At 66.6% G+C, this 26,723-nt stretch carries 24 protein-coding genes; 9 read left to right on the top strand and 15 right to left on the bottom strand.

Annotation, left to right across the window (positions count from 1 at the left end; translation table 11 throughout):
* The first annotated feature begins 48 nt into the window (after positions 1 to 48).
* Genes PT85_RS15805 through PT85_RS15790 form a run of 4 tightly spaced genes read left to right on the top strand, consistent with a single transcriptional unit; the run spans position 49 to position 6,866 of the window.
* Positions 49 to 1,902 carry a sensor domain-containing diguanylate cyclase gene (locus PT85_RS15805; protein ID WP_027590987.1) on the top strand — a complete coding sequence of 618 codons (1,854 nt, stop codon included), beginning with the start codon at positions 49 to 51 and terminating at the stop codon, positions 1,900 to 1,902.
* 44 nt (positions 1,903 to 1,946) lie between these two features.
* Positions 1,947 to 3,020, top strand: coding sequence for an HlyD family secretion protein (locus tag PT85_RS15800; RefSeq protein ID WP_027590986.1), 1,074 nt, complete (start codon positions 1,947 to 1,949; stop codon positions 3,018 to 3,020).
* Positions 3,017 to 5,743, top strand: coding sequence for a ribosome-associated ATPase/putative transporter RbbA (rbbA, locus tag PT85_RS15795; protein WP_039560934.1), 2,727 nt, complete (start codon positions 3,017 to 3,019; stop codon positions 5,741 to 5,743). Before PT85_RS15800 ends, rbbA begins: the two co-directional genes overlap by 4 nt.
* A 1-nt stretch (position 5,744) precedes the next feature.
* Positions 5,745 to 6,866, top strand: a complete 1,122-nt coding sequence (locus PT85_RS15790; RefSeq protein ID WP_027590984.1) for an ABC-2 transporter permease — start codon at positions 5,745 to 5,747, stop codon at positions 6,864 to 6,866.
* 132 nt (positions 6,867 to 6,998) lie between these two features.
* On the opposite strand, the gene PT85_RS15785 is transcribed toward PT85_RS15790, so the two are convergent.
* The 5 genes from PT85_RS15785 to trxA all read right to left on the bottom strand — a co-directional run bounded on the left by PT85_RS15785 (position 6,999) and on the right by trxA (position 12,101).
* A complete protein-coding gene (locus tag PT85_RS15785) occupies positions 6,999 to 7,376 on the bottom strand; it encodes a flagellar basal body-associated FliL family protein (protein WP_234702719.1) in 378 nt (125 codons plus the stop codon).
* Positions 7,377 to 7,628: 252 nt separating this feature from the next.
* Positions 7,629 to 8,600 carry a CDP-6-deoxy-delta-3,4-glucoseen reductase gene (locus PT85_RS15780; protein WP_027590982.1) on the bottom strand — a complete coding sequence of 324 codons (972 nt, stop codon included), beginning with the start codon at positions 8,598 to 8,600 and terminating at the stop codon, positions 7,629 to 7,631.
* 91 nt (positions 8,601 to 8,691) lie between these two features.
* Positions 8,692 to 10,158: a 4-hydroxy-3-polyprenylbenzoate decarboxylase gene (ubiD, locus tag PT85_RS15775; RefSeq protein WP_027590981.1), complete on the bottom strand. Its 1,467-nt coding sequence runs from the start codon at positions 10,156 to 10,158 to the stop codon at positions 8,692 to 8,694.
* A 122-nt stretch (positions 10,159 to 10,280) separates the two neighbouring features.
* Positions 10,281 to 11,540: a transcription termination factor Rho gene (gene rho, locus PT85_RS15770; protein ID WP_027590980.1), complete on the bottom strand. Its 1,260-nt coding sequence runs from the start codon at positions 11,538 to 11,540 to the stop codon at positions 10,281 to 10,283.
* Positions 11,541 to 11,774: 234 nt separating this feature from the next.
* Positions 11,775 to 12,101, bottom strand: coding sequence for a thioredoxin TrxA (gene trxA, locus PT85_RS15765; RefSeq protein WP_027590979.1), 327 nt, complete (start codon positions 12,099 to 12,101; stop codon positions 11,775 to 11,777).
* Positions 12,102 to 12,440: 339 nt separating this feature from the next.
* On the opposite strand from trxA, the gene ppx reads away from it, so the two are divergent.
* Entirely contained in the window at positions 12,441 to 13,940 is a 1,500-nt protein-coding gene (gene ppx / locus PT85_RS15760; protein ID WP_039607177.1) for an exopolyphosphatase, read from the top strand.
* Positions 13,941 to 13,967: 27 nt separating this feature from the next.
* On the opposite strand, the gene PT85_RS15755 is transcribed toward ppx, so the two are convergent.
* From PT85_RS15755 to hemB, 3 genes are all read right to left on the bottom strand, one after another.
* Positions 13,968 to 14,969, bottom strand: coding sequence for a TRAP transporter substrate-binding protein (locus PT85_RS15755; protein ID WP_052237723.1), 1,002 nt, complete (start codon positions 14,967 to 14,969; stop codon positions 13,968 to 13,970).
* 235 nt (positions 14,970 to 15,204) lie between these two features.
* Positions 15,205 to 17,391, bottom strand: a complete 2,187-nt coding sequence (gene ppk1, locus PT85_RS15750) for a polyphosphate kinase 1 (protein ID WP_051587469.1) — start codon at positions 17,389 to 17,391, stop codon at positions 15,205 to 15,207.
* A 29-nt stretch (positions 17,392 to 17,420) separates the two neighbouring features.
* Positions 17,421 to 18,437 carry a porphobilinogen synthase gene (hemB, locus tag PT85_RS15745; protein ID WP_039560099.1) on the bottom strand — a complete coding sequence of 339 codons (1,017 nt, stop codon included), beginning with the start codon at positions 18,435 to 18,437 and terminating at the stop codon, positions 17,421 to 17,423.
* 293 nt (positions 18,438 to 18,730) lie between these two features.
* Here hemB and elbB point away from each other — a divergent pair, with 293 nt between their 5' ends.
* The 3 genes from elbB (at position 18,731) to PT85_RS15730 (ending at position 20,703) form a co-directional block, all read left to right on the top strand.
* Positions 18,731 to 19,390: an isoprenoid biosynthesis glyoxalase ElbB gene (gene elbB, locus PT85_RS15740; protein WP_039607176.1), complete on the top strand. Its 660-nt coding sequence runs from the start codon at positions 18,731 to 18,733 to the stop codon at positions 19,388 to 19,390.
* Positions 19,391 to 19,494: 104 nt separating this feature from the next.
* Positions 19,495 to 19,956 carry a thioesterase family protein gene (locus PT85_RS15735; protein ID WP_027590973.1) on the top strand — a complete coding sequence of 154 codons (462 nt, stop codon included), beginning with the start codon at positions 19,495 to 19,497 and terminating at the stop codon, positions 19,954 to 19,956.
* A 165-nt stretch (positions 19,957 to 20,121) separates the two neighbouring features.
* Positions 20,122 to 20,703 (top strand): RBBP9/YdeN family alpha/beta hydrolase, encoded by a 582-nt coding sequence (locus tag PT85_RS15730; RefSeq protein ID WP_039607175.1) that lies wholly within the window; start codon positions 20,122 to 20,124, stop codon positions 20,701 to 20,703.
* A 6-nt stretch (positions 20,704 to 20,709) separates the two neighbouring features.
* On the opposite strand, the gene PT85_RS15725 is transcribed toward PT85_RS15730, so the two are convergent.
* Genes PT85_RS15725 through PT85_RS15705 form a run of 5 tightly spaced genes read right to left on the bottom strand, consistent with a single transcriptional unit; the run spans position 20,710 to position 25,069 of the window.
* Positions 20,710 to 21,162: a YaiI/YqxD family protein gene (locus PT85_RS15725; RefSeq protein WP_027590971.1), complete on the bottom strand. Its 453-nt coding sequence runs from the start codon at positions 21,160 to 21,162 to the stop codon at positions 20,710 to 20,712.
* A 1-nt stretch (position 21,163) separates the two neighbouring features.
* Complete coding sequence (locus tag PT85_RS15720) at positions 21,164 to 21,796, bottom strand: LysE family transporter (protein ID WP_039560101.1); 633 nt, start codon at positions 21,794 to 21,796, stop codon at positions 21,164 to 21,166.
* Between the two features lie 28 nt (positions 21,797 to 21,824).
* Positions 21,825 to 22,583: a TerC family protein gene (locus PT85_RS15715; RefSeq protein WP_039607174.1), complete on the bottom strand. Its 759-nt coding sequence runs from the start codon at positions 22,581 to 22,583 to the stop codon at positions 21,825 to 21,827.
* A 6-nt stretch (positions 22,584 to 22,589) separates the two neighbouring features.
* Positions 22,590 to 23,165 carry a mechanosensitive ion channel family protein gene (locus PT85_RS15710; RefSeq protein ID WP_027590968.1) on the bottom strand — a complete coding sequence of 192 codons (576 nt, stop codon included), beginning with the start codon at positions 23,163 to 23,165 and terminating at the stop codon, positions 22,590 to 22,592.
* Positions 23,162 to 25,069: an ATP-binding cassette domain-containing protein gene (locus PT85_RS15705; RefSeq protein ID WP_039607173.1), complete on the bottom strand. Its 1,908-nt coding sequence runs from the start codon at positions 25,067 to 25,069 to the stop codon at positions 23,162 to 23,164. Before PT85_RS15705 ends, PT85_RS15710 begins: the two co-directional genes overlap by 4 nt.
* Before the next feature lie 47 nt (positions 25,070 to 25,116).
* Between PT85_RS15705 and PT85_RS15700 the strand changes: the two genes are divergently transcribed.
* Positions 25,117 to 25,575 (top strand): TIGR02444 family protein, encoded by a 459-nt coding sequence (locus tag PT85_RS15700; RefSeq protein WP_039607172.1) that lies wholly within the window; start codon positions 25,117 to 25,119, stop codon positions 25,573 to 25,575.
* Between the two features lie 3 nt (positions 25,576 to 25,578).
* On the opposite strand, the gene PT85_RS15695 is transcribed toward PT85_RS15700, so the two are convergent.
* Entirely contained in the window at positions 25,579 to 26,091 is a 513-nt protein-coding gene (locus tag PT85_RS15695) for an AlgP family protein (RefSeq protein ID WP_039607233.1), read from the bottom strand.
* 108 nt (positions 26,092 to 26,199) lie between these two features.
* Positions 26,200 to 26,682, bottom strand: coding sequence for an Rsd/AlgQ family anti-sigma factor (locus PT85_RS15690; RefSeq protein WP_039607171.1), 483 nt, complete (start codon positions 26,680 to 26,682; stop codon positions 26,200 to 26,202).
* Between the last annotated feature and the right edge of the window lie 41 nt (positions 26,683 to 26,723).

Genomic DNA, 26,723 nt, shown 5'->3' with positions numbered 1-26,723 from the left:
GGTTCCCGGGGGCTGTGCTAAACCCACAGCACTGCAAAGGATTTGCTCATGACCCGCGTCGCCCGCCCCCCCGCCGTCTACCTGTTGCTCGGCTTGCTGCTCTGCGCCCTGTGCGCGGGCAGCCTGCTGCTTTGGCAGCGGCTGGAAAACGACCGCCAGGCGCGCGCCCGGGAGCAACTGCACCTGCACGCCCAGCATCTGGCCCGCCAGTTCGAAGCCTACCTGGCAGACCGTGGAGTCAACCTGCAACGACTGGCCGAGCGCTGGAACAACGAGGGCCGGCTGCGCCGCGAAGACTGGCAACGCGAGGCGCGACTGCTGCTGACCGGACGCGACGGCTACCACGCCATCGAATGGCTGGACGCCGCGCGTCGTTTGCGCTGGCAGGTGCCCGCCGGACGCAGCGAACCCCTCGAACCGCCCAATCCCGACAGTGCGCTGGGCGCCCGCGACCAGGGCGAGCCGCATTTCAGCGGCAGCTTCCCCCTGGCCGATGGCAGCCCGGGCATGGCCCTGTACGTGCCCCTGTATGACCGCAACACCCCCGGTCCCGGCTTCGACGGCTACCTGCGCGGCACCTTTCGCCTCTCCGATCTGCTGGACAGCTGGCTGACGCGCCTGGGTGAGTGGCGTTTCAGCGTGGCGCTGCTGGAGCAGGATCAGACCCTCCATGATCAGAATCTTGCCAACTCCGCTACTGATCTGCGCCAGCGGGTGTCGCTCAGCCTGCCCGGCGAGCCGGTATTCACCCTGCTGCTCACCCCCACCACGGAGATCCTGCAACGCCTGAACACGCCATGGCCGCGCGTGGTCCTGGGCGCCAGCCTGTCCATCAGCCTGCTGCTGGTGGCTGCGCTGTACCTGGCACTGGAAAACCACCGCCGGGCCTCCGCCCTGCTGGTCAGCAACCGTTTACTGCGGGCCGAGGCGCAGCGACGCCGGCGCATTGCCGCCCGCCTGCGCGAGAGCCGCGCGCAGCAGCGCCTGATCCTGGAACTGACCGATTTCAGCCGCGACGGGCTGTTCATTCTCGATCTCCAGGCGCACGCGTTCCTCTACATGAACCGCGCCATCCATGTCGGCCTCGGCTACGACCGCGAGACCTTCCACACCCTGTTTCAACGCGATCCCGAGCACCTCATGCCCGGCTACCAACAATGGCTGGACGAAGTACGCCAGCTGCACCGCGAGGGCTCGCCACGCCTGCTGCAGCGCGAGCTGCGCTGCCAGGACGGCACCCTGCAGCCGGCGGAGATCAGTACCCAGCTGGTGGAACGCGCGGGCCGTGAATTTCTTATCGGCGTGTCGCGCGACAACACCGAACGGTTGCGCATGGAGGCACGCCTGCAGCGGCTTTCCCAGCAGGACGGACTGACCGGCCTGCACAACCGGCGCTTCTTCGACCAGCAACTGCAGGCCGAATGGCGACGCCTGCGCCGGCTCGGCACGCCTCTGTCGCTGCTGCTGGTGGATATCGACCACTTCAAGCGCTACAACGACAGCCTCGGCCACCTGGCGGGGGACGACGCCCTGCGGCGCGTCGGTCGACTGCTGCACGAATGCCTGCAGCGCGAGGGAGACGTGGCCTGCCGCTACGGTGGCGAGGAGTTCGCCATCATCCTCGCCAACACCCGCCTGGAGGGTGCCGAGCACCTGGCCGCGCGCATCCACGAGCGCCTCGCGGAACTGGCCCTGCCGCATCCGGAGAGCCCACTCGGGCGCCTGACCCTGAGCATCGGTATCGCCACTTCCGACCTGGAATGCCAGGACAGTCCGCAACGCCTGATCGCCCACTGCGACCAGGCGCTGTACCGCGCCAAGCACGGCGGTCGCAACCGCAGCTGTGTCTGGTCGCGGCTTGATGGTCATCAACACTCCACGCCCCCGCTGTCGGCAGAATAAACTCCTTCCTTTGCAGCGGGCCTCCCTACGGTAAGGAGCGGATCATGACCAAGAGCACACGCTGGATCACCCGTGTGGGCATCCCCCTCGCCATCATCGCCGGCCTTGCCGGCCTGGCCTGGTACGAGCTTCGCCCCAGCGGCCTGGGTGACGGCTTCGCCTCGGGCAATGGCCGCATCGAGGCCACCGAGGTCGACGTCGCCACCAAACTCGGCGGCCGGGTAGCGGCCATCGATGTGGAGGAAGGCGACTTCGTGGACGCCGGCCAGGTGCTGGCGCGCATGGATACCCAGGTACTCGAAGCCCAGCTGGCCCAGGCGCGCGCCCAACTGCGCCAGGCCGAGAATGCCATCCACACCGCACGCGCCCAGGTGGCCCTGCGCGAAAGCGAGAAGAGCACCGCCGAGGCCGTGGTTCGCCAGCGCCAGGCAGAACTCGCCGCCGCACAGAAGCGCCACGCGCGCAGTCAGACACTGGTAAAGAGCAACGCCGTGCCGCGCCAGCAGCTGGACGACGATCTGGCCGCCCTGCAGAGCGCCCAGGCCGCGCTGGCTGCCTCGCGCTCCCAGGTCAGTTCCGCCGAGGCCGGCATCGCCGCCGCCCAGTCGCAGGTCATCGAGGCGCAATCCGCGGTGGAGGCGGCACAGGCCAGTGTCACCCGCCTGCAGGTGGACATCGACGACAGCCAGCTCAAGGCGCCGCGCGCCGGCCGGGTGCAGTACCGTATCAGCCAGCCGGGCGAGGTGCTCGGTGCCGGCGGCAAGCTGCTCAATCTGGTCGATCTGTCCGACGTCTACATGACCTTCTTCCTGCCCGAGCGCCAGGCCGGGCGCGTGGCGCTGGGCGCCGAGGCGCGTCTGGTGGTCGACGCGGCCCCCGAGTACGTGATTCCGGCGCGCATCACCTACGTGGCCAGCGTCGCCCAGTTCACGCCCAAGACCGTGGAGACCACCAGCGAGCGGGAGAAGATGATGTTTCGCGTCAAGGCGCGCATCGACCCCGACCTGCTGCGCAAGCACCTGGCCCACGTAAAGACCGGCGTGCCGGGCATGGCCTACCTGCGGCTTGATCCGGCGGCCGAGTGGCCGGCGCACCTGGCGATCAAGGTTCCGCAATGAGCGCCGCGGGCGAGCCGGTCGCGCGGCTCCAGGGGGTCGGCCTGCGCTACGGCAAGACCCGCGCGCTGGCCGACATCGACCTGGAGCTGCCCGCGCAGCGCATGGTCGGCCTGATCGGCCCGGACGGCGTCGGCAAGTCCAGCCTGCTGGCGCTGGTCGCCGGCGCCCGCAGGATCCAGGACGGCCGCGTCGCGGCGCTAGGCGGCGACATGGCCGATCCGCGCCACCGCCGGCGTGTCTGCCCGCACATCGCCTACATGCCCCAGGGGCTGGGCAAGAACCTTTATCCGACGCTCTCGGTGGTGGAGAACCTCGACTTCTTCGGCCGCCTGTTCGGCCAGCGCCAGGCCGAGCGCGAACGACGCATCGACGAGCTGCTGCGCAGCACCGGCCTATCAGCGTTCCGTGAACGCCCGGCCGGCAAGCTCTCCGGTGGCATGAAGCAGAAGCTCGGCCTGTGCTGCGCGCTGATCCACGACCCGGACCTGCTGATCCTCGACGAGCCGACCACCGGTGTCGATCCACTGTCGCGCAACCAGTTCTGGGAGCTGATCGCGCGCATCCGCGCCGAACGCCCGCAGATGAGCGTGCTGGTGGCCACCGCCTACATGGAGGAGGCCGAACGCTTCGACTGGCTGGTGGCCATGGATGCCGGCCGGGTGCTGGCCGCCGGCACGCCCGCCGAGCTGCGCCAGCAGAGCGCGAGCAGCAGCCTGGAGGAAGCGTTCATCGCCCTGTTGCCGGAGGAAAAACGCCGGGAACACCGCCAGCTGGTGATTCCGCCACGCCCCTCTGGCGAGACGGACATTGCCATCGAGGCACACGGCCTGACCATGCGTTTCGGCGACTTCGTGGCGGTTCGCGACGTAAACCTGCGCATCCCCCGCGGCGAAATCTTTGGCTTCCTCGGCTCGAACGGCTGCGGCAAGTCCACCACCATGAAAATGCTCACCGGCCTGCTGCCGGCCAGCGAGGGGGAGGCCTTCCTGTTCGGCCAGCCGGTCGATCCCCACGACCTGCAGACCCGACGACGGGTCGGCTACATGTCGCAGGCCTTTTCGCTGTACCGCGAGCTGACCGTCGAGCAGAACCTCGACCTGCATGCCCGGCTGTTCCAGATGCCCGAAGAACGCATCGCGCCACGCATCGCTGAACTGGCCGAGCGCTTCGACCTGCGCCCGGTGATGGACCAGCTGCCCGAGCGCCTGCCGCTCGGCCTGCGCCAGCGCCTGTCGCTGGCCGTGGCGGTGATCCACGAGCCGGAGCTGCTGATCCTCGACGAGCCCACCTCGGGCGTCGATCCGGTGGCCCGCGACGGCTTCTGGCAGTTGATGATCGACCTGTCGCGGCGCGACGGCGTGACTATCTTCATCTCCACCCATTTCATGAACGAGGCGCAGCGCTGCGATCGCATCTCGCTGATGCACGCCGGCGTGGTGCTGGACAGCGGCACGCCGCAGGAGCTGATGGAACGGCGCGGGCTGCCCAGTCTGGAAGCCACCTTCATCGCCTACCTGGAGGAGGCGGCCGGCGCCGACACGCCCGCTCCGAAGACGCCCGCCACCTCGGTCGCCGCGCCGCTGGCCCGGCAGCCGCGCCAGCGCTTCAGCCTGCTGCGCCTGTTCAGCTACGCGCGCCGCGAGTCCCTGGAGCTGCGTCGCGACCCGATCCGCGGCAGCATGGCGCTGCTCGGCAGCCTGCTGCTGCTGTTCATCATCGGCTACGGCATCAGCCTGGATGTCGAGGACCTGTCGTTCGCGGTGCTCGACCACGACCAGACCACCACCAGCCAGGCCTACAGCCTGAACCTGTCCGGCTCGCGCTACTTCCTCGAGAAACCGCCCCTGCGCGATCACGCCGACCTCGACCGGCGCCTGCGCAGCGGCGAGATCAGCCTGGCGGTGGAAATCCCCCCCGGCTTCGGCCGTGAGCTCAAGCGCGGCGCCAGTCCGGCCATCGCCGCCTGGGTGGACGGGGCCATGCCGACCCGCGCCGACACCATCAAGGGCTACGTGCAGGGCATCCATAACGACTACCTGCAGAATCTGGCCCGCGCGGCCGGCCAGTCCACCGCGCTGCCAGCCTCGCTGGAGGTCCGCTACCGCTACAACCCGGACGTGGAAAGCCTCAAGGCCATGGTGCCGGCGGTGATTCCGCTGCTGCTGATGCTCATCCCGGCCATGCTCACCGCCCTGGGCGTGGTGCGCGAAAAGGAGCTGGGCTCGATCATCAACCTGTACGTCACGCCGGTGACCCGCCTGGAATTCCTGCTCGGCAAGCAGTTGCCGTACCTGGCACTCGGCCTGCTGAATTTCGTCCTGCTGGTCGTGGCGGCAATCATCCTGTTCGATGTACCGCTCAAGGGCAGCCCGCTGACCCTGCTGCTTGGCGCCGTGCTCTACCTGGGCTGCGCCACCGCGCTGGGGCTGCTGATGTCCACCTTCACCCGCAGCCAGATTGCCGCGGTGTTCGGCACCGCCATCGCCACGCTGATCCCCGCCATCCAGTTCTCCGGGCTGATCTACCCGGTTTCCTCGCTGGAAGGCTTCGGGGCCGTGGTCGGCCAGCTGTATCCCACCTCGCATTTCCTGGTCATCAGCCGCGGGGTGTTCTCCAAGGCGCTGGGCTTCGGCGACCTGGGTAGCTACCTGCTGCCGCTGGCCATCACGATTCCCGTCCTGCTGGCGCTGTGCACCAGCCTGTTGAAGAAGCAGGAGGCCTGAGATGCGTCGCAGCAACGTGCTGAACCTGGGCATCAAGGAGCTGCGCAGCCTGTATCGCGACGTGGCGCTGCTGTTGCTGATCGCCTGGGCCTTCACCCTGGGGGTCTACACCGCCGCCAGCAGCATGCCGGAAAGCCTGCACCATGCCAGCCTGGCAGTGGTCGACGAGGACCGCTCACCGCTGTCGATGCGCATCATCAACGCCTTCCAGCCGCCGTTCTTCCTGCCGCCGCAGTTGATCGACCTCAACCAGATGGACCGTGGCATGGATGCCGGCGACTACACCTTCACCCTGAACATCCCGCCGAACTTCCAGCGCGACCTGCTGGCCGGACGCCAGCCGACGGCGCAGCTGAATGTGGACGCCACCCAGGTGAGCCAGGCATTCACCGGCGCCGGCTACATCCAGAGCATCGCCGCCAGCGAGATTGCCGAGTTCCTGCAGCGCCACCGGGGCGGCAGCAACCAGGCCGTGGAGCTGGAGATGCGCGTGGCCTTCAACCCCAACCTGACCCGTTCCTGGTTCGGCTCGGTGATGGAAGTGATCAACCAGATCACCATGCTGTCGATCATCCTCACCGGGGCGGCACTGATCCGCGAACGCGAACACGGCACCGTCGAGCACCTGCTGGTGATGCCGGTGACGCCGCTGGAGATCATGCTCGGCAAGGTCTGGTCGATGGGCCTGGTGGTACTCGGCGCGACCGCGCTGTCTCTGGTGGTGGTGGTGCAGGGCTGGCTGCAGGTGCCTATCGAGGGTTCGCTGTGGCTGTTCCTGTTCGGCGCCGCTCTGCACCTGTTCGCCACCACCTCGATGGGCATCTTCTTCGGTACGGTGGCGCGCTCGATGCCGCAGCTCGGCCTGCTGATCATCCTGGTGCTGATGCCGCTGCAGATTCTCTCCGGCGGCACCACGCCACGCGAAAGCATGCCGGAGGTGGTGCAGTACATCATGCTGGTGGCGCCGACCACCCACTTCGTCAGCCTGGCCCAGGCAATCCTCTACCGCGGCGCCGGGCTGGCCATCGTCTGGCCGCAGCTGCTGGCCATCCTGGGCATCGGTGCGCTGTTCTTCTTCGGCGCGCTAGCGCGCTTTCGCAAGACGCTGGCGCAGATGGCCTGACGCTGGAAGCTGCGGGCGCGGACTTGTCCGCGAGCTTTTCCGACGGCCAGCCAGACTGCAAGCCTTACCAGGGAGCTCGCGAATGAATTCGCTCCCACAGGGAGGGATTTCAGCCTGTCACCACCGTGCAAATTAGGGCTGGGCGATCAGGTTGGTGAACAGCAGGTCCTCGACCAGCGGGTAGCCTTCTTCGTACTCGATGACGGCGCGGATGCGTTCCAGCGCCTTCTGGCGCAGCTGCTCCTTGGCTTCCAGGCTGTCCATGCCGCCCGTGGGCACGGCGGCGAACAGCATGATCAGCTCGTTACGGATCAGAGCCTGGTGGTGCTCCAGGCGCGCCTGCGCAAAGGTGCCGGTGACCCGCAGGGCCACGTCGGCCTTGTAGAAGCGCGGGCGCGGGCCATCCCCGTAGTTGCCGACCAGCGACGGGCGCAGCTCGACATACAGAACCTTGCTGGGATCGTATTCCTTGGCAGCCTGCACCGGAGCGGCAAACAGACCCAGCAGCATCAGCGCGGCGATAAGCGATTTCACAAGCAAACTCCTCTGGCGTTGACGGCTTGCCTAGCTATTAGCGTGCCAGCTCGTGGCGCGTGGCATTCCGCGAGGCTTCGCCGGGCTGGCCCGGCGGCGGCGGCTGCCCGCGTCAATTTTCGGACGGCGTCCAGGACTCCGCAGGGTGGGTCGCCTTATCGACCCACCCTGCGGGCCGCCAGGCGCGCCGCGCCGGCGCGATGGCGGACAAGAAAAGCGTTACGGCCCTCAGGCCGGACGCGGCGCATAGGCGAAGACATCAGCATGCATCTGCTGCGGCGCCATGCCGGCCTCCACCAGCGCATCCAGGGTGGCGTAGACCATCGCCGGCGAGCCGCTGGCATAGACGTGCAGTCCGGACAGGCTGGGGAAGTCCGCCCGCACGGCCTCGTGCAACAGCCCGCAGCGCCCTTCCCAGCCGCACAGGTCGCTGACCACCCGGTGCAAGATCAGGTTGGGCGTGCGCTGCCACTCGTCCCACTGCGGCAGCGCATAGAAGTCCTCGGGACTGCGCACCCCCCAATAGAGGTGCAGCGGATGGGCAAAGCCGGAGGCACGGCAGTGCTCGATCAGGCCGCACATCTGCGCCAGGCCGGTGCCAGCGGCGATCAGCAGCAGCGGACCCTCCGGCAGGCGTTCCAGGCAGGCATCGCCGAACGGCAGCTGGACCCGTGCTACCCCGCTGCGTTCGATGAACGCCAGCAGCGCACGCGGCTGCTCGTCGCGCGCCAGGATGTGCAGTTCCAGCTCGCGGCCCTGGTGCGGCGCGGACGCCAGCGAATAGGCCGACCAATCGCCATCCTCGCGCTGCAGCATCACATACTGCCCGGCGTGGTAGCGTGGCGGCTTGCCAGCCGGCGCGCGCAGGCGCAGGCGGTACACGTCGCCACCCAGCGGCTCGCAGGCGATCAGCTGGCAACTCATCTCGCGCACCGGCAGGGTGCCCGGCGCCAGCAGCAGCGGCCACAGCAGTTCGCAGTCCGCCAGCGGCACCGCCACACAGGGCAGGACCTCGCCGGCGGTCAGCTCGGCGTCGCGCTGGCGCACCCGGCCGCGCAGCAGCGTGGCGGCGCAGATGTGGCAATTGCCGTTGCGGCAGCTCTGAGGGCATTCCAGGCCCAGGCGCCGGGCGGCATCCAGGATGCACTCGCCAGGCTGAACCTCCAGCACCACACCGGAGGGTTGGACAGTCACGTTCAAGGCAGTTTCTCGCAGGGAAATACGACCGGGGCCACGGACGTTGCCGGCCGCGACACCGATTCAGGTTGTGCTATGGCGGCTCTGCGTCCGCTCAGTCGATGCCCAGACTCGCCCAGAGTTCGTCGACGCGCCGCACGACAGCCTCATCGCGGGTGATGACGCGGCCCCATTCTCGACTGGTCTCGCCCGGCCACTTGTGGGTGGCATCCAGGCCCATCTTCGAGCCCAGGCCAGAAATCGGCGAGGCAAAGTCCAGGTAGTCGATGGGTGTGTTATCGATCATCACCGTGTCGCGCTTGGGGTCCATGCGCGTGGTGATGGCCCAGATCACATCGTTCCAGTCGCGGGCGTTGATGTCGTCGTCGGTGACGATGACGAACTTGGTGTACATGAACTGGCGCAGGAAACTCCACACGCCGAGCATCACCCGCTTGGCATGCCCCGGGTACTGCTTCTTCATGGTCACCACCGCCATGCGGTAGGAGCAGCCTTCCGGCGGCAGGTAGAAGTCGGTTATCTCCGGGAACTGCTTCTGCAGGATCGGCACGAACACTTCGTTGAGCGCCACGCCGAGGATCGCCGGCTCGTCCGGCGGACGACCGGTATAGGTGCTGTGGTAGATCGGATCCTTGCGGTGGGTGATGCGCTCGACGGTAAACACCGGGAAGCGATCCACCTCGTTGTAGTAGCCGGTGTGATCGCCATAGGGGCCTTCGTCGGCCATCTCTCCCGGGTAGATATGCCCTTCGAGGATGATCTCGGCGCCGGCCGGCACCTGCAGCTCGCTGCCCAGGCACTTGACCAGCTCGGTGCGCGAACCGCGCAGCAGGCCGGCGAAGGCGTATTCGGAGAGAGTATCCGGCACCGGTGTCACCGCGCCGAGAATGGTCGCCGGGTCGGCGCCCAGCGCCACGGCCACCGGGTACGGGCGATCCGGATACTTCTCGCACCACTCGCGGTAATCCAGCGCGCCGCCGCGATGGCTCAGCCAGCGCATGATCACCTTGTTGCGGCCGATCACCTGCTGGCGGTAGATACCGAGGTTCTGGCGTTCCTTGTTCGGCCCCTTGGTGATGGTCAGGCCCCAGGTGATCAGCGGCGCGGCATCGCCCGGCCAGCAGTGCTGGATGGGCAGGCGGGACAGGTCGACGTCGTCACCTTCCAGGATCACTTCCTGGCAGGCGGCGTCCTTGCGCACCTTGGGCGCCATGCTGATGACCTTCTTGAGCAGCGGCAGTTTGCCCAGCGCGTCCTTGAAACCCTTCGGCGGCTCGGGCTCCTTGAGGTAGGCGAGCAGCTTGCCGATCTCGCGCAGTTCCGACACCGCCTCGGCGCCCATGCCCAGCGCCACGCGACCGGGAGTGCCGAACAGGTTGCCAAGCACCGGCATGTCGAAGCCGGCGGGCTTTTCGAACAGCAGCGCCGGGCCACCCTTGCGCAGGGTGCGGTCGCAGATCTCGGTCATTTCCAGAACGGGCGACACCGGCGTCTGAATGCGTTTCAGCTCGCCGCGCTGTTCCAGGGCAGTGATGAAGTCGCGCAGATCGCGATACTGCATGCTTGGGCCTCGCTGGGGGCGGGTCGGGGGCCGCAGTGTACCGTTGGCCGCCGTGTTACAAAACCGCTGAAAAAGCAAAAGGCCGGGACAAGCCCGGCCTTTTGGCTACCTGGACCGAACGCTTACTTGCGCTTCATGGACATGAAGAATTCGTCGTTGGTCTTGGTGTCTTTCAGCTTGTCGAGCAGGAACTCGATGGCGGCGATCTCGTCCATCGGGTGCAGCAGCTTGCGCAGGATCCAGATGCGCTGCAGCTCGTCATCGGCGGTCAGCAGCTCCTCGCGGCGGGTACCGGAGCGGTTGATGTTGATCGCCGGGAACACGCGCTTCTCGGCGATGCGGCGCTCCAGCTGCAGCTCCAGGTTGCCGGTGCCCTTGAACTCTTCGTAGATGACTTCATCCATCTTCGAGCCGGTTTCCACCAGGGCGGTGGCCAGGATGGTCAGGCTGCCGCCTTCCTCGATGTTACGGGCGGCGCCGAAGAAGCGCTTGGGCTTCTCCAGGGCATGGGCGTCGACACCACCGGTCAGCACCTTGCCGGAGCTGGGGATCACGGTGTTGTAGGCGCGCGCCAGGCGGGTGATGGAGTCGAGCAGGATGACCACATCCTTCTTGTGCTCGACCAGGCGCTTGGCCTTCTCGATGACCATTTCGGCAACCTGCACGTGGCGGGTCGGCGGTTCGTCGAAGGTGGAGGCGACCACTTCGCCGCGCACGGTGCGCTGCATCTCGGTCACTTCTTCCGGGCGCTCGTCGATCAGCAGGACGATCAGGTAGCACTCGGGATTGTTGCGGGTGATGTTGGCCGCGATGTTCTGCAGCATGATGGTCTTGCCCGCCTTGGGCGGGGCGACGATCAGACCGCGCTGACCCTTGCCGATCGGGGCGCAGAGGTCGATGACGCGGCCGGTGAGATCCTCGGTGGAACCGTTGCCGGCTTCCATCTTCAGGCGCTGGTTGGGGAACAGCGGGGTGAGGTTCTCGAACAGGATCTTGTTCTTGGCGTTTTCCGGGCGGTCGAAGTTGATCGAATCGACCTTGAGCAGCGCGAAGTAGCGCTCGCCTTCCTTGGGAGGACGGATCTTGCCGACGATGGTGTCGCCCGTGCGCAGGTTGAAGCGACGGATCTGGCTGGGCGAGACATAGATGTCGTCGGGGCCGGCCAGGTAGGACGAGTCGGCCGAGCGCAGGAAGCCGAAGCCGTCCTGGAGGATTTCCAGCACGCCGTCACCGGAGATTTCCTCGCCACTTTTGGCGTGTTTCTTCAGCAGCGCGAAGATCACGTCCTGCTTGCGCGAACGGGCCATGTTCTCGATGCCCATCTGTTCGGCCATGTCGAGCAGTTCGGCGATCGGCTTTTGCTTGAGTTCGGTCAGATTCATAGGAATGACGAAGTTGTATGCGGTAGGGATGGGACAAGCATCGAGCTTGTGAGCCGCGTCGGAGAAGGCGACCAGAAATCGCGTGCAGATACGAATGCTAAATGCGTCGACGACGGCTTGCGGGGAGCTGCGAAAGAAACAGCGGTGCCGAATCTACCATCGGCCAAGGACAGGCGTCCAGCCCGTAAAGCAAAAAGCCCCGCCGAACGGCGGGGCTTTTTCATCACGCGTCGCTTACAGGTTGGCGTCCAGGAAGGCAGCCAGCTGCGACTTGGACAGGGCGCCCACCTTGGTGGCCTCGACGTTGCCGTTCTTGAACAGCATCAGCGTCGGGATACCGCGCACGCCGTACTTCGGCGGGGTTTCCTGGTTGTCGTCGATGTTCAGCTTGCAGACCTTCAGCTTGCCCTGGTAGGTCTGGGCGATCTCGTCCAGAACCGGCGCGATCATCTTGCACGGACCGCACCACTCGGCCCAGTAGTCAACCAGCACAGGGCCGTCCGCCTGGAGCACGTCCTGCTCGAAGCTGGCATCGCTGACGTTGGTGATGAACTCACTCATGGAAGTCTCCGTGATCGGACAAGGCAAAAGTGGGCCGTATGATAGCCTTCCCCGGCCACATCTGGAAGGCGACGGCGATTGACTCTGACTATGGGGCATGGCGGCCTCGCCAATCTCTGCGCACGGGACGAACGCCCCACACCCCCGCGACCGGATGCCGCAGGCACGCCAGGCGGCCACCGGCCCGCCGAATCGGCGTGCCGCAACGCGGAGCCCTCTCGCAACCCGTCGCCGTGGCCGGCGCGCTCAACGGGCCGCGGCGGCCATCGCCAACACTCGATGTTGGCTCTGCCATGATCACATGGCAGGATTGCCCGGCTTTTTTCCGAGACTACCGTTATGTCCAACGTCCAAGAGCAGTTCCCCCTGATCGCCGCCATCGATCTGGGGTCGAACAGCTTCCATATGGTGCTGGCCCGTGTCGACCAGGGCGAAATCCGCATCCTCGAGCGCCTGGGCGAAAAGGTCCAGCTGGCCGCCGGCCTCGATGAACGCCGCCACCTCACCGAGGAAGCCATGCAGCGCGGCCTCGACTGCCTGGCCCGTTTCGCCCAGCTGATCCATGGCCTGCCGCAGGGCGCGGTGCGCATCGTCGGCACCAATGCCCTGCGCGTGGCGCGCAACCGCAACCTGTTCATCCGGCGCGCCGAAGCGCTGCTCGGACACCCCGTGGAAGTGGTGGCCGGCATCGAAGAGGCGCGCCTGATCTACCTTGGCGTGTCGCACACCTTCCCCGACATGAACGGCAACCGCCTGGTCGCCGATATCGGTGGCGGCAGCACGGAATTCGTCATCGGCCAGCGCTTCGAGCCGCTGACCCAGGAAAGCCTGCAAATGGGCTGCGTCAGCTTTACCAAGCAGTTCTTCGCAGACGGCCGGATCAGCACGGCCCGTTACGCCGAGGCCTATACCGCCGCACGCCTTGAGCTGATGAGCATCGAAACCGGCCTGCGTCGGCACGGCTGGCAGGAAGCGGTGGGCGCCTCCGGCACCATCCGCGCCATCGGCCAGGTCATCCAGGCCGCACAACGCGGCAACGGCGAGGTGAATGCCGAAGGCCTGGACTGGCTCAAGCGGCGCCTGCTCAAGCTGGACAGCGTCGAGCAGATCGATTTCGAAGGGCTCAAGCCGGACCGCCGCCCCATCTTCCCGGCCGGCCTGGCCATTCTCGAAGCCATCTTCGACGCCCTGGGCCTGCAGCACATGACCCACTCCGAAGGCGCCTTGCGTGAAGGCGTGCTCTACGACCTGATCGGCCGCCACAGCCACGAGGATGTGCGCGAGCGCACCCTGTCGGCGCTCATGGAGCGCTACCACGTGGACCAGGAGCAGGCCGAGCGGGTGAAGACCAAGGCGCTATCAGCCCTGGAGCAGGTGGCGGGCGCCTGGAAGCTCGATCAGGACTGGCATCGCGAGCTGCTGGGCTGGGCGGCCCGGGTGCATGAGGTCGGCCTGGACATCGCTCATTACCACTACCACAAGCATGGCGCCTACCTGATCGAGCACTCGGACCTGGCCGGCTTCTCGCGGCAGGACCAGTTGCACCTGGCGCTGCTGGTGCGCGGTCACCGCCGCAACATTCCGCTGGACAAGTTCCAGGAAGCCGATGGCGACACCGATACCCTGGTGCGCCTGTGCATCCTGCTGCGCTTCGCCATCCTCTTCCACCACATCCGTGGCACCCAGGAAATGCCCCGGGTGCGCCTGGAGGCGGGCGAACGCCATCTGGACCTGCACTTCCCCGAGGGCTGGCTGGCCGCCAACCCGCTGACCCGCGCGGACTTCGCCCAAGAAGCCGACTGGCTCAAGCGCATCGAGTACCGCCTGAGCGTGCACTGAAGCCGAGCCGGGGCCTGCCCCGGCCGCTCAGCGATTGCGGTTGACGGCCAGCGCGGCGCGGATCACATCGGCGCCGATCTCGTCCTCGTAGAGTTTCCAGACCGGCAGCATCGCCTCGCGCCAGGCCGCGCGCTGCTCCGCGCTCAGGGTGATCAGCTTGGTTTGGCCGCTGGCGACGATCCGCGCGCGGTCACGCGCGTTCAGCGCCTCGGCCTCGGCATTCACCACCTGGGTGACTTCCTCGACGATGCCGTCCAGTTCGACGCGGATCGCATAGGGCAAGCCGTTCCAGAACTGGGTGTTGGTGATCAGCATGTAGTGCAGCACGCCGTGGTTACTCTCCACGATGTGCGACTGCACGGTGTGCACCTTCTGGCTGACGATGTTCGACCAGGGGTTTTCCGCGCCTTGCACCTGGCCGCTTTCCAGAGCCTGGTACATGGCCCCGAAGGCCAGGCGCACCGGCTGCGCGCCCAGCGCCTCGAACTGGCTCTGCAGCACCGCCGAATTCTGGATTCGGAAGCTGACACCACGAGCATCGGCCGGCAGCAGCAGCGGACGGTCGGCCGACAGCTGCTTGAGTCCGTTGCTCCAGTAGGCCAGCCCGCTGATGCCATGCCCGACCATGGAACGCAGCAGTTCGCGACTCTTTTCGCGCCGACCGAAACGCTTCACCGCCTCGGCATCGTCGAAGAGGAACGGCAGGTCAAAGAGCTGCAGCTTCTTGGTGTAGCGATCGAACTTGGAGAGCGAGGGGGCCAGCAGCTCGACCTTGCCATCGAGCAGCGCCTGCATCTCGTCCCCGTCGCCGTACAGCGTGGAGTTGGGGTAGACCTCGACCTTCACCTTGCCCGGCAGGCGCTGTTCGGCGAGCTGCTTGAACAGCAACGCGCCCTTGCCTTTCGGGGTGTCGTCGGCGACCACGTGAGCGAAACGGATGAGGATGGGCTCGCCATCCTGGGCGCTGGCCGGCAGGGCCAGAAACAGCCCCAGCAGCAGGCAATGGAGCGGTGGAACGATACGGTGCATGGATAAAGGCACTTGTTCAGCGCAGCCGACAAAGACCTTCCCCTGTCCGCAGCCACGATGAATGAGGGGATCGACCCGCTCCACAGCTACCCTGCCCGAAGCCTTGCCGATCGCGACCGTTGCCCGCGGGATCGCCGCGCGCAACGGGGCGAGAGTGTTCGGCAACCGCCGCGATCAAACCATCGACCACATCACAAAATGCGGCAACGGTTTGACGTCATGGCTCCGGCGCCGATCAGAGCACGGGCAGCTGCGGGCTGGCCAGGCGCTCCAGCAGTTGGATCTGGCTGTTGCGCGGGTGGGCATTGCCGCTGGGTGTGTTGCGCACGTAGCGACCATCCGGCTGCAGGATCCAGCTGCCGGTGTTGTCCGCCAGGTAGGTTTCCAGCTCCTTCTTGACCCGCAGCTTGAGCTTCTTGCCTTCCACCGGGAAGCAGGTCTCCACGCGGCGGTCCAGGTTGCGCTCCATCCAGTCGGCACTGGCCAGGAACAGCTGCTCCTCGCCGCCGGCCAGGAAGTAGTACACCCGGCTGTGCTCCAGGAAGCGGCCGATGATCGAACGCACCTGGATGTTGTGCGACACCCCGGGAATGCCCGGGCGCAGGCAGCACATGCCACGCACGATCAGGTCGATCCTAACGCCGGCCTGGCTGGCCTTGTACAGCGCCTTGATCATCTTCGGATCGGTCAGCGAGTTGACCTTGATGATGATGTGCGCCGGCTTGCCCTCGCTGGCCGTCTGGGTCTCGCGGGCGATCAGGTCGAGGAGGGTCTTCTTCAAGGTGAAGGGCGCATGCAGCAGCTTCTTCATGCGCTGGGTCTTGCCCATGCCGATCAGCTGGCTGAACAGCTTGGAGACGTCCTCGCCGAGCGCCGCGTCGGCGGTCAACAGGCTGTAGTCGGTGTACAGGCGCGCGTTGCCGGCGTGGTAGTTGCCGGTGCCCAGGTGGGCGTAGCGCACCAGTTCGCCGTTCTCGCGGCGCATGATCAGCATCATCTTGGCGTGCGTCTTGAAGCCCACCACGCCGTAGATGACCACCGCGCCGGCCTGCTGCAGGCGACCGGCCAAGTGCAGATTGGACTCCTCGTCGAAGCGCGCGCGCAGCTCGATCACCGCGGTGACTTCCTTGCCGTTGCGCGCCGCTTCCACCAGCGCGTCGACGATCTCCGAGTTGGCACCGCTGCGGTACAGCGTCTGCTTGATGGCCAGCACATGGGGGTCCTTGGCCGCCTGGCGCAGCAGATCGACCACCGGCGTGAACGACTCGTAGGGGTGCAGCAGCAGGATGTCCTGCTTGGCCACCACGTTGAAGATGTTCTCGGCGTTCTGCAGCGCCTTGGGAATGCTCGGCGTGAACGGCGTGTACTGCAGCTCCGGATGGCCGTCCAGGCCGGTGATGCTGAACAGCCGGGTCAGGTTGACCGGTCCGTTGACCTTGTACAGCTCGCCCTCGCCCAGGTTGAACTGGCGCAGCAGGTAATTGGACAGATGTGCCGGGCAGTTGTCAGCCACTTCCAGGCGCACCGCGTCGCCGTAGCGGCGCGACAGCAGCTCACCGCGCAATGCACGGGCCAGGTCCTCGACGTCCTCGTCCAGCGCCAGATCGGCGTTGCGGGTCAGACGGAACTGGTAGCAGCCCTTGACGCTCATGCCGTGGAACAGGTCGTCGGCATGGGCGTGGATCATCGAGGACAGGAACACGAAGTTGTCGCCTGCGCCGCCAACCTCCTCGGGAATGCGGATCAGCCGCGGCAGCAGGCGCGGCGCGGGCAGGATGGCCAGGCCGGAGTCGCGGCCGAAGGCGTCCACGCCTTCCAGCTCGACGATGAAGTTGAGGCTCTTGTTGACCAGCAGCGGGAACGGATGGGTCGGGTCCAGGCCGATCGGCGTCATGATCGGCGCGATTTCCTCGCGGAAGTAGCGACGCACCCAGGCCTTGATCTTGGTGTTCCACTGCCGGCGGCGGATAAAGCGGATCTGCTGCTTGGCCAGCTCGGGCAGCAGCACGTCATGCAGGATCGAGTACTGGCGGGTGACCTGCTCGTGCACCACCTCGCCGATGCGCGCCAGCGCCTGGTGGGGCTGCAGGCCATCGGCACCGGCCTGCTCGCGGGCGAAGTTGACCTGCTTCTTCAGGCCGGCGACGCGGATCTCGAAGAACTCATCCAGGTTGCTGGAGAAGATCAGCAGGAACTTGAGACGCTCCAACAGCGGGTAGGACTCGTCCAGCGCCATGTCCAGCACGCGGATGTTGAACTGCAGCTGGGACAGCTCGCGGTGGATGTACAGGCTGGTGTCGTCCAGGTTGGTCACCGTCGCCACGGGCGGCTCGGGTGCTACCGGCAGCGCGTCGACCTGCGGCGCCTCGACCCCGTCAACACGCTCCGGGGTTGTACTGTCGATAGAAACGTCGGTGTTCATCTCGGTTCCCTGCTGATCGGCTGGGGGGCTTATTGCCCCTGTTGTTTCAACAATTGCGCGGCACGCACCGCGAAGTAGGTGAGGATGCCATCGGCCCCGGCACGCTTGAATCCGACCAAGGATTCGAGAATGACCGCCTCGCTCAGCCAGCCGTTCTGGATGGCTGCCATGTGCATGGCGTACTCGCCGCTGACCTGGTAGGCGAAGGTCGGCACCTTGAAGGTCTCCTTCACACGCCAGACGATGTCCAGGTAAGGCTGGCCGGGCTTCACCATCACCATGTCGGCACCCTCTGCAAGGTCGGCGGCCACTTCGTGCAGCGCCTCGTCACCGTTGGCCGGGTCCATCTGGTAGGTGTTCTTGCTGCCCTTGCCCAGGTTGGCGGCCGAACCCACCGCGTCGCGGAACGGGCCGTAGTAGGCGCTGGCGTACTTGGCTGAGTAGGCGAGGATGCGCACGTTGACGTGGCCGGCCACTTCCAGCGCTTCGCGGATGGCCTGGATGCGGCCGTCCATCATGTCCGACGGTGCCACCACCTGCGCACCGGCCTCGGCATGGGACAGCGCCTGGCGCACCAGGGCATCGACGGTCACGTCGTTCTGAACGTAGCCTTCTTCATCCAGGATGCCGTCCTGGCCGTGGGTGGTGAACGGGTCCAGCGCCACGTCGGTGATCACCCCCAGTTCCGGGAAGCGCGCGCGCAGGGCGCGGGTGGCGCGCTGCGCGATGCCGTCCGGGTTCCAGGCTTCGGCGGCGTCCAGGGACTTCTTCTCGGTCGGGGTGACCGGGAACAGCGCCAGCGCCGGAATGCCCAGCTCAACCCAGGTTTCGGCCTCCTTGAGCAGCAGGTCGATGGACAGGCGCTCCACGCCGGGCATGGAGGGCACTGCCTCACGACGGTTCTCGCCGTCGAGAACGAACACCGGCAGGATCAGATCGTCCACGCTCAGCCGATTCTCGCGCACCAGGCGACGGGAAAACTCGTCCTTGCGGTTGCGGCGCAGGCGGGTGGCGGGGAACAGGCGATCGGCGGGGGTGTAGCTCACGGCGGGTACTCCAGGCGCCCCATGGGCGCGTGTGTGAAGAGTTAGCGGCATCATCATGACCGTTTGATGACAGCCCGCACGGCGCCCACAGGCGGGCGCGACGAGCGGCCATTGTCGGCCAGCCGAGGCTCTGCGTCGAGCCATGCGCTGGCGACGTCCGGCATGCAACAGCGGCAACCGCCGGCACTCCAAGCAGGAACTCGCCCACCCGGCAATCACGCAGTAGGATGACGGCATCCGCCGCCTCTACGACACAGCGGTTGCACATCCAGGAACCGATACAGGAGAACAGCATGCACAAGAAAGTCGCCGTCATTCTTTCCGGCTGTGGTGTCTACGACGGAGCGGAAATCTACGAGAGCGTGCTCACGCTGTTGCGCCTGGACCAGCGTGGCGCCCAGGTCCAGTGCTTCGCGCCGAATGTCGAGCAGATGCACGTGATCGACCATTACCGGGGCGAAGAAATGAATGGCAAACGCAACGTACTGGTCGAGGCGGCGCGTATCGCGCGCGGCAACATCAAGGACCTGCGCGAAGCGCGGGTCGAGGACTTCGATGCGCTGATCCTGCCGGGCGGCTTCGGTGTGGCCAAGAACCTCAGCGATTTCGCGGTCAGCGGCGCTAACTGCAGCGTGCAACCCGACGTGCTGGCCTTCACCCAGGCCTTCGCGCAGGCGGGCAAGCCGATCGGCCTGATCTGCATCGCCCCCGCGCTGGCGGCGAAGATCTTCGGTGCCGGTGTGCAGTGCACCATCGGCAACGACGCCGACACCGCCGCAGCCATGGAAAAGATGGGCGCGCACCATCAGGAGTGCCCGGTGGAGGACATCGTGATCGATCGGCGCCACAAGTTGGTCACCACCCCGGCCTACATGCTGGCCAAGTCCATCAGCGAGGCCGCCACCGGCATCAACAAGCTGGTCGACGAGGTGCTGATCCTTGCCGAGGGCTGACCACAGGTCATAGCGGACAAACTGCCGGCTCGCTGCGCCAGCCCACTGGCCAGCGATGCCGCTTTCCGGCGAGCCTGCGCACTCCGCCTTCCGGAGCGCCGTCGATGCATCCATCCTCCAACGACGAGCTGTACGCGGCCATCGGCCAGTTCTTCACCCGCATCCCCTTCAACCAGCAGTTGGGCATCGAGATCGACAGCCTGTCCCGCCAGCAGGTGCTGATGCGCATGCCGATGCGCGCCGAGCTGGTTGGCAACTTCGTGCAGGGCATCCTGCATGGCGGCGCGATCGCCACGCTGCTGGACGTGGCCGGCGGGGCCATGGCGCTGATTGGCGCCTGCGAACGGCTGAACGAGCTGCCGGTGGCCGAACGCATGGCCCGGCTGGCGCGACTGGGCACCATCGACCTGCGCATCGACTACCTGCGCCCCGGACGCGGCATGTCCTTCATCGCCAGCGCGGTGCCACTGCGCGAGGGCAACAAGGTGGCAGTGGTGCGCAGCGAACTGCATAACCAGGACGGTGTGCTGATCGCGGTGGGCACCGGGACTTATCTGTGCGGGTAAGCCACCGCTTCACGGGCAGCGCGCCTCTCGGCGCGCACGGTGGCTCGGTAAAGCGCGAGCCACCCTACGAAGATCCTTAAAAGGCATAAGAAAATAATCTTTTATTCCTTCTTATCCGAAACAGAGCTCCCTACACTGGCGCCCGAAATCGTCAGGAGGCGCGCCATGTCCCTTTCCACTCCCCACTACCTGATCGTTCCCGGCTGGCAGGGGTCGCCGGCCGAGCATTGGCAGAGCCACTGGCAGCGCGTGCTGCCCAACAGCGCCCGGGTGGAACAGGATGACTGGATGCAGCCGCGTCAGGCTGCCTGGGTGCGCCGCCTGGAAGAGGCCATCGCGCGGGCGCCCGGCCCGGTGATCCTGATCGGCCACAGCCTGGGCTGTGTGACCATCGCCCACTGGGCAACCCAGGCATCACCTGCTCTGCTGGAGCGAGTCCGTGGCGCGCTGCTGGTGGCGCCGGCGGATGTGGAGCGCGCCGAATGCCCGCAGCCGCTGCGCAACTTTGCGCCGCTGCCGCGCCAGCCGCTGCCCTTCCCCAGCCTGCTGGTCGCCTCCGACAACGACCCGGCGGCCAGCGCCTCGAGTGCCCTGCAACTGGCCGCCGACTGGTACGCCGAGGCTACGCTGCTCAGCGGCGTCGGCCATATCAATGTGAAGTCGGGACACTGTCGCTGGGAACAGGGCTTCGCATGGCTGTACCGCCTGCAGCAACGGATCGACGAGCATGCCCGACGCTACGCCTGAGCCGACTCAGCCTCGGGACAGGCGCGTCACCAGGCGATCCAGCGCGTTGGCGAAGGCCTGGCGATCACGCTCGGCATAGGCCGCCTGACCACCGCCCATCTGCCCCTGATCGCGCAGATCGCTGAACAGGTTGCGCAGCGCCAGGCGCTCGCCCATGTTGCGCTCGTCGAACTCGCGGCCGCGCGGGTCGAGGGCGACGACGCCCTTCTTCACCAGCCGGTCGGCCAGCGGAATGTCGCTGCAGATCACCAGATCGCCCGGCTCGGCGTGTTCGACCAGGTAATCGTCGGCGGCATCCGGCCCGCTGGGCACCACGATCAGGCGTACGCAGGCAAAGGCCGGTTTGGTCTGCGCCTGGCCGGCCACCAGGCTGACCTGCAGGCTGCGCTTGAGGGCGAACTTCACCACCAGGTCCCGCGCCGGACGGGGGCAGGCGTCGGCGTCGATCCAGATGCGCATGTCAGGCCGGCGCCCGGCGCACGGTGGCCAGCAAGGCGGCGGCCGCCATGAACAGCGCGCCAAAGGTGCGGTTGAGCAGCCGCTGCTGGCGAGGCGAACGCAGCAGGCGCAGTACCCGGGCCGCCAGCCCGGTGTAGCCGGCCATCACCACCAGGTCCACGGCGATCATGGTGGCGGCGATGATCAGGTACTGGGATAGCAGCGGTTGACGCGGATCGAGGAACTGGGGAATCACCGCGAGGATGAAGACGATCGCCTTGGGGTTGCTGGCGTTGACCAGAAAGCCGCGCAGCACCAGGGTCAGCGGTCGGCCCAGCGGACGCGCCGTGTCGCTGGCGGCCAGCTCGCCCACCGGCGCGACCCACTGCTTCCAGCCCAGGTACAGCAGGTAGGCGACACCGAACCACTTGATTAGCCCGAAGGCCAGCTCCGAGGCCGCCAGCACCGCGCCGAGTCCTGCGGCAACGATGGCGATCTGCAGGGCCAGCGCCAGCTGCAGTCCGAGCACGTTCCAGTAGCCCCGCCAGAACCCGTAGCGCAGGCCGCAGGACATCGAGGCGATAGCGCCAGCACCGGGCGACAGACTGATCACCCAGCAGGCGGCGAAGAAGGCGAACCAGGTTTCCCAGGCCATGGCAGTGTCCCCGGCGGGTCAGGCGGACTCAGTCCGGCTGGCCCTTGTTGAGTTTCAGCGGATCACGCAGCTTGCGGCTCATGGCGCGGCGCATGCGGATGTTGAGCGCCTCGACGCCCAGCGAGAAGGCCATGGCGAAGTACACATAGCCCTTGGGTACGTGCACGTCAAAGGCCTCGGCCACCAACAGGGTGCCGACCACGATCAGGAACGACAGGGCAAGGATCTTCAGGGTCGGGTGCTTGTCGATGAACTCGCTGATGGTGCCGGCGGCCAGCATCATTACTATTACGGCGATGACGATGGCGGCGACCATCACCGGCACGTTCTCCACCAAGCCCACAGCGGTGATCACCGAGTCCAGGGAGAAGATGATGTCGATCACCGCGATCTGCAGAATGATGCTCATGAAGCCGGCCCTGGCGGCGCCGGCACCCTCATGGGATTCCTCTTCGCCCTCGACGCTGTGCCAGATCTCCAGGGTGCTCTTGAACAGCAGGAACAGGCCGCCGAAGAACAGGATCAGGTCTCGACCGGAAATGCCCTCACCCCAGACAGTGAACAGGTCGTTGGTCAGGCGCATCACCCAGGCAATCGACAGCAGCAGCAGGATGCGCGTACCCATGGCCAGCGCCAGGCCGAAGAAACGTGCCTTGGCCTGCTGGTGCCTGGGCAGGCGCGACACCAGGATGGATATGAAGATGATGTTGTCGATGCCCAGGACGATTTCCAGGGCGGTAAGAGTCAGGAAAGCTACCCAGATTTCCGGGGTGGTCAGCCATTCCATAGGGGATCAGATCTCGCGCTTGAGGGTAGAAAGTTCGGTGCCCCGCCAGCGGCGCACGACCTTCTGGAAGAACAGCGAATTGGGAATCTGCAGCAGGCAGCCCTGACTGCCCTCGCTGACATCCTCGAGGGTGGTGTAGAGCAGATTGATGTCCACCACTCGGCCCTTGACCCCGGGCTTGTCGGCGCTTTCCACCACTTCCAGCTGATCACCGATGCGAAACGGGCTGGCGGTGAAGATCAGCAGGGCGCAGAACAGGTTGGAGAGCACGCTCCAGGCGGCGAAGAAGGCCACCGCCGCCACGGCGGCGAAACCGGTCAGCGCGGTCCACAGCACGGTGGCCGACACGCCCAGGCGCTCCAGCACCATCAGCAGGGCGCTGCCCATGATCAGCCAGCTGAGCAGGCCGCGCAGCGGCATCAGCAATTCCATCGGCAGGCGGTAGCGCTCGCCGACGCGCACGATGAAGCGCCGCAGCAGGCGCTGCAGCGCCCAGGCGACGAACAGGATCAGGACAATCTGCAAGCCGGGCACCAGGATGCCGAACCACTCCTGAGCCCACAACGGCAACCATTCCTTCATTGACTGCTCTCCAGTTCCGCCTGCAGGGCCTCGAGGGTCTCCAGGCAGGCCAGCCAGGCTTCTTCCAGTTGCGCCTCGCGTGCCTTGAGGGTGCTTTGCTCGGCCAGTAGCTGCTTGAGCTCGTCCTTGCGGACTGCTTCATACACCTGCGGGTCGGCCAGTCGGGCTTCGATCGCCGCCAGTTTTTCCTGCACCTCGCCGAGCTGCCTTTCCAGCTTGTCGGCCTCGCGCTTGTGTGGCGCCAGCTGCTGGCGCAGGGCGGCGGCGGCCTGGCGCTGGGCGCGCTTGTCGGTACGCTCGCCGACCGGCTCGGCGCTGGCCGGCTGCTGGCGGGCGCGGAAATCCACCAGCCAGCGGGCGTAGTCGTCGAGATCGCCGTCGAACTCCTGGACACGGCCCTCGGCCACCAGCAGGAACTGGTCGGTGGTGCTCTTGAGCAGATGGCGGTCGTGGGAGACCACCAGCACGGCGCCTTCGAATTCCTGCAGGGCCATGGTCAGCGCCAGGCGCATTTCCAGGTCCAGGTGGTTGGTGGGTTCGTCGAGCAGCAGCAGGTTGGGGCGCTGCCAGGCAATCAGCGCCAGGGCCAGGCGGGCCTTTTCGCCTCCAGAGAAGTTGACCACCGGCTCGTCGCAACGGTCACCGCGGAAGTCGAAGCCGCCGAGGAAATCGCGCAGCGTCTGCTCGCGTTCGTCGCGGGCGATGCGCTGCAGGTGCAGCAGCGGGCTGGCCTTGGAGTCCAGGGCATCCAGCTGGTGCTGGGCGAAGTAGCCCACCGCCAGGTTCTCGCCACGCTGCAGGCGGCCGCCCAGCGGCTGCAGTTCGCCGGCCAGGGTCTTGATCAGCGTCGACTTGCCGGCGCCGTTGGGACCGAGCAGACCGATGCGCGCGCCCGGCACCAGCTGCAGCTTGACCTTGTCGAGCACCGCGCGCTCGCCGTAGCCAAGGCGTCCCTCGGCCAGGTCCAGCAGCGGGCTGGATACCTTCAATGCCTCGCGGAAGCTGAAATCGAACGGCGAATCCACATGCGCCGGGGCCAGTTCCTCCAGACGCTCCAGCGCCTTGAGACGACTCTGCGCCTGGCGGGCCTTGGATGCCTTGGCCTTGAAGCGGCGGATGAAGTCTTCCATGTGCGCGCGCTGCGCCTGCTGCTTGTCGTAGGCCTGCTGCTGCTGGGCCAGACGCTCGGCACGGGCGCGCTCGAAGGCGGAATAGCCGCCCCGGTACTGGGTGAGCTTCTGCTGTTCGACGTGGATGATCTGTTCCACCACTGCATCCAGAAAATCGCGGTCGTGGGAAATCAGCAGCAGGGTGCCCGGGTAGCTCTTCAGCCAGCCTTCCAGCCAGAGGATCGCATCGAGGTCCAGGTGGTTGGTGGGCTCGTCGAGCAGCAGCAGGTCGGACGGGCACATCAGCGCCTGCGCCAGGTTGAGGCGCATGCGCCAGCCACCGGAGAAGTCGCCGACCCGGCGCTCCATCTGCGCCGGCTCGAAGCCCAGGCCGGCCAGCAGCTTGCGCGCCCGGGCGTCGGCGCTGTAGCCGTCGGCGGTGTCCAGCTCGGTGTGCAGGCGTGCCTGGGCCGTTCCGTCGTGGGCCGCCTCGGCGGCGGCCAGTTCACGCTGGATGCGGCGCAGCTCGACGTCGCCGTCGAGCACGTAGTCCACCGCCAGGCGGTCGAGGTCGTCGATCTCCTGGCGCATATGGGCGATGCGCCAGCTGGCCGGGATATGACATTCGCCGCCATCGGCGCCCAGTTCGCCACGCAGCAGGGCGAACAGGCTGGACTTGCCGGCGCCATTGGCCCCGACCAGGCCGGCTTTCTGACCGGGATGCAGGGTGAGGTCGGCCTCGCTCAGCAGACGCTGCGGGCCACGCTGTAGGGTAAGCTTTTCGAGTCGAATCATAAGGCGGCGCAGTTTATCAGTTTCCTGCGTCGGCGAACGGGGGGCCGATGAGCAAAGCGCTGTGGGATTTTGCCGTGCAGCTGTATGCCCAGCCGGGCGTCGAGACGGCTTGCCTGCGTCTGCAGGACGAGCACGAGGAGGATGTCTGCCTGTTGCTGTGCGCCGTCTGGCTGGGCTGGCGCGGCGTGATCTGCACACCGGCGCGCTGTCAGCAGTTGCGCGAGGTCGCCGCCGACTGGCAGCACGAAGTGGTCGCCCCGCTGCGCGCCCTGCGCCGGCGCTGGAAGGTCGCGGCCAGCCAGGATGCCGGGCTGGCCGCGCTGCGCCAACGACTGGCCGAACTCGAACAGGATGCCGAACGCGAACTGTTGCGCCGCCTGGAAGCCTGCTGCGCCGAGTGGCCCACCCAGGCGTCGGGCGAGCCCCTGACATGGCTCACCCGCCTGGCCAGCCCGACCACCTGCGCGGCCGAGCTGACTCGTCTGGCGGTGGCCGCCGGGCGCTGACGCTTACTGAGGTGCCGCTGCCGCCTTGGGCTTGGCCGCGCGCGCCGGCGCTTTCTTCACGGGTGCCTTTTCTGCGGGCTTGACTGCCCGCGGCGCCTTGGCCTTGGGAGCCTCCTGACGCGCGGCGAGGGCCTGGGCAGCGTCCTCACCGGCCTTGCCGACCTGCTGGGCCATGCGCAGGCTGTCCTGGATGTCAGCCTTGAGCTGGACCAGGTAGTTGCGGGTGTCGCGATCGCTGGCCTTCAGCGCGTCCAGCAGCAGCTCGAGCTTCTCGATGCGCGCACGCGCCTTGGCCTGCGCTCCGGCCTTGCCCGCAGCAGCGGCCTTCTCCAGCGCCTGGCGGGCCGCTTCGAGCTTTTCCTGAGCCTTGGCGCGTTGCCGGTCAAGCTTCAGCAACAGCTTCTCGGCATCGGCCTGGGCCAGGATGCAGGCCTCCTCCAGGTGCGCGAGCAGACTCTGCGACAGTTCCTGCAGCAGGTGCAGGGGGGTTTGCACGGTGTTCTTCTTGGCGGCCATGACGCTCTCCTGGCGATGAATGCGCCCATACTAGCCGCCCGTCGGAGCCGGGCATAGGCGCTCACGCCGGCATTGCAGAACGGGTTGACCGGCAGCAATGAAACCCGGTCACTGATGGCCAGCGACTGCCTGTGCCTTCTGGCGATGCGCGTTGTGCAGCACCTCGATCAGGCAGTCCTCCAGCTCGAAGCGTTCGCAGAACAACCGACCGAGCTGCTGCAACTCGCCGGCCAACGCCGGATCACTGGCGCAGCGCCCGGCCGGACAGCGGTCGTTGAATGCCACGACTTGCGCGGTGATTGCTTCGATGCGGGGCTGGATCTGGCTGGCCACTTCCAGGCCACGCTGGTCGTTGAATTCGCGCGCCTCGATGAGCAGCTGCTCGTAGACGCCGAAGTGCCAGGCCGACACGTAATCGAGCATGATCTGGCACAGCCCCCTGAGCGCCTCGGCGCCCTGCGCTCCGGGCTCGACACCCTTGCCGAGACCAACGAGCTCGGTGACCAGATCCTGTCGTTCGCGCAACCAGCGATCGATCAGCTCATGAACCCCACCCCAGCGTTCCTGGGCATTTCGGCATCGTTCCAGCATGTCGACCTCGTATAACTCATGGCGGCATCAGGACGCGCACC

It is taken from the genome of Pseudomonas flexibilis, from assembly GCF_000806415.1.
Lineage (GTDB): Bacteria > Pseudomonadota > Gammaproteobacteria > Pseudomonadales > Pseudomonadaceae > Serpens > Serpens flexibilis.
This window is presented reverse-complemented; position numbering and strand designations above follow the sequence as displayed.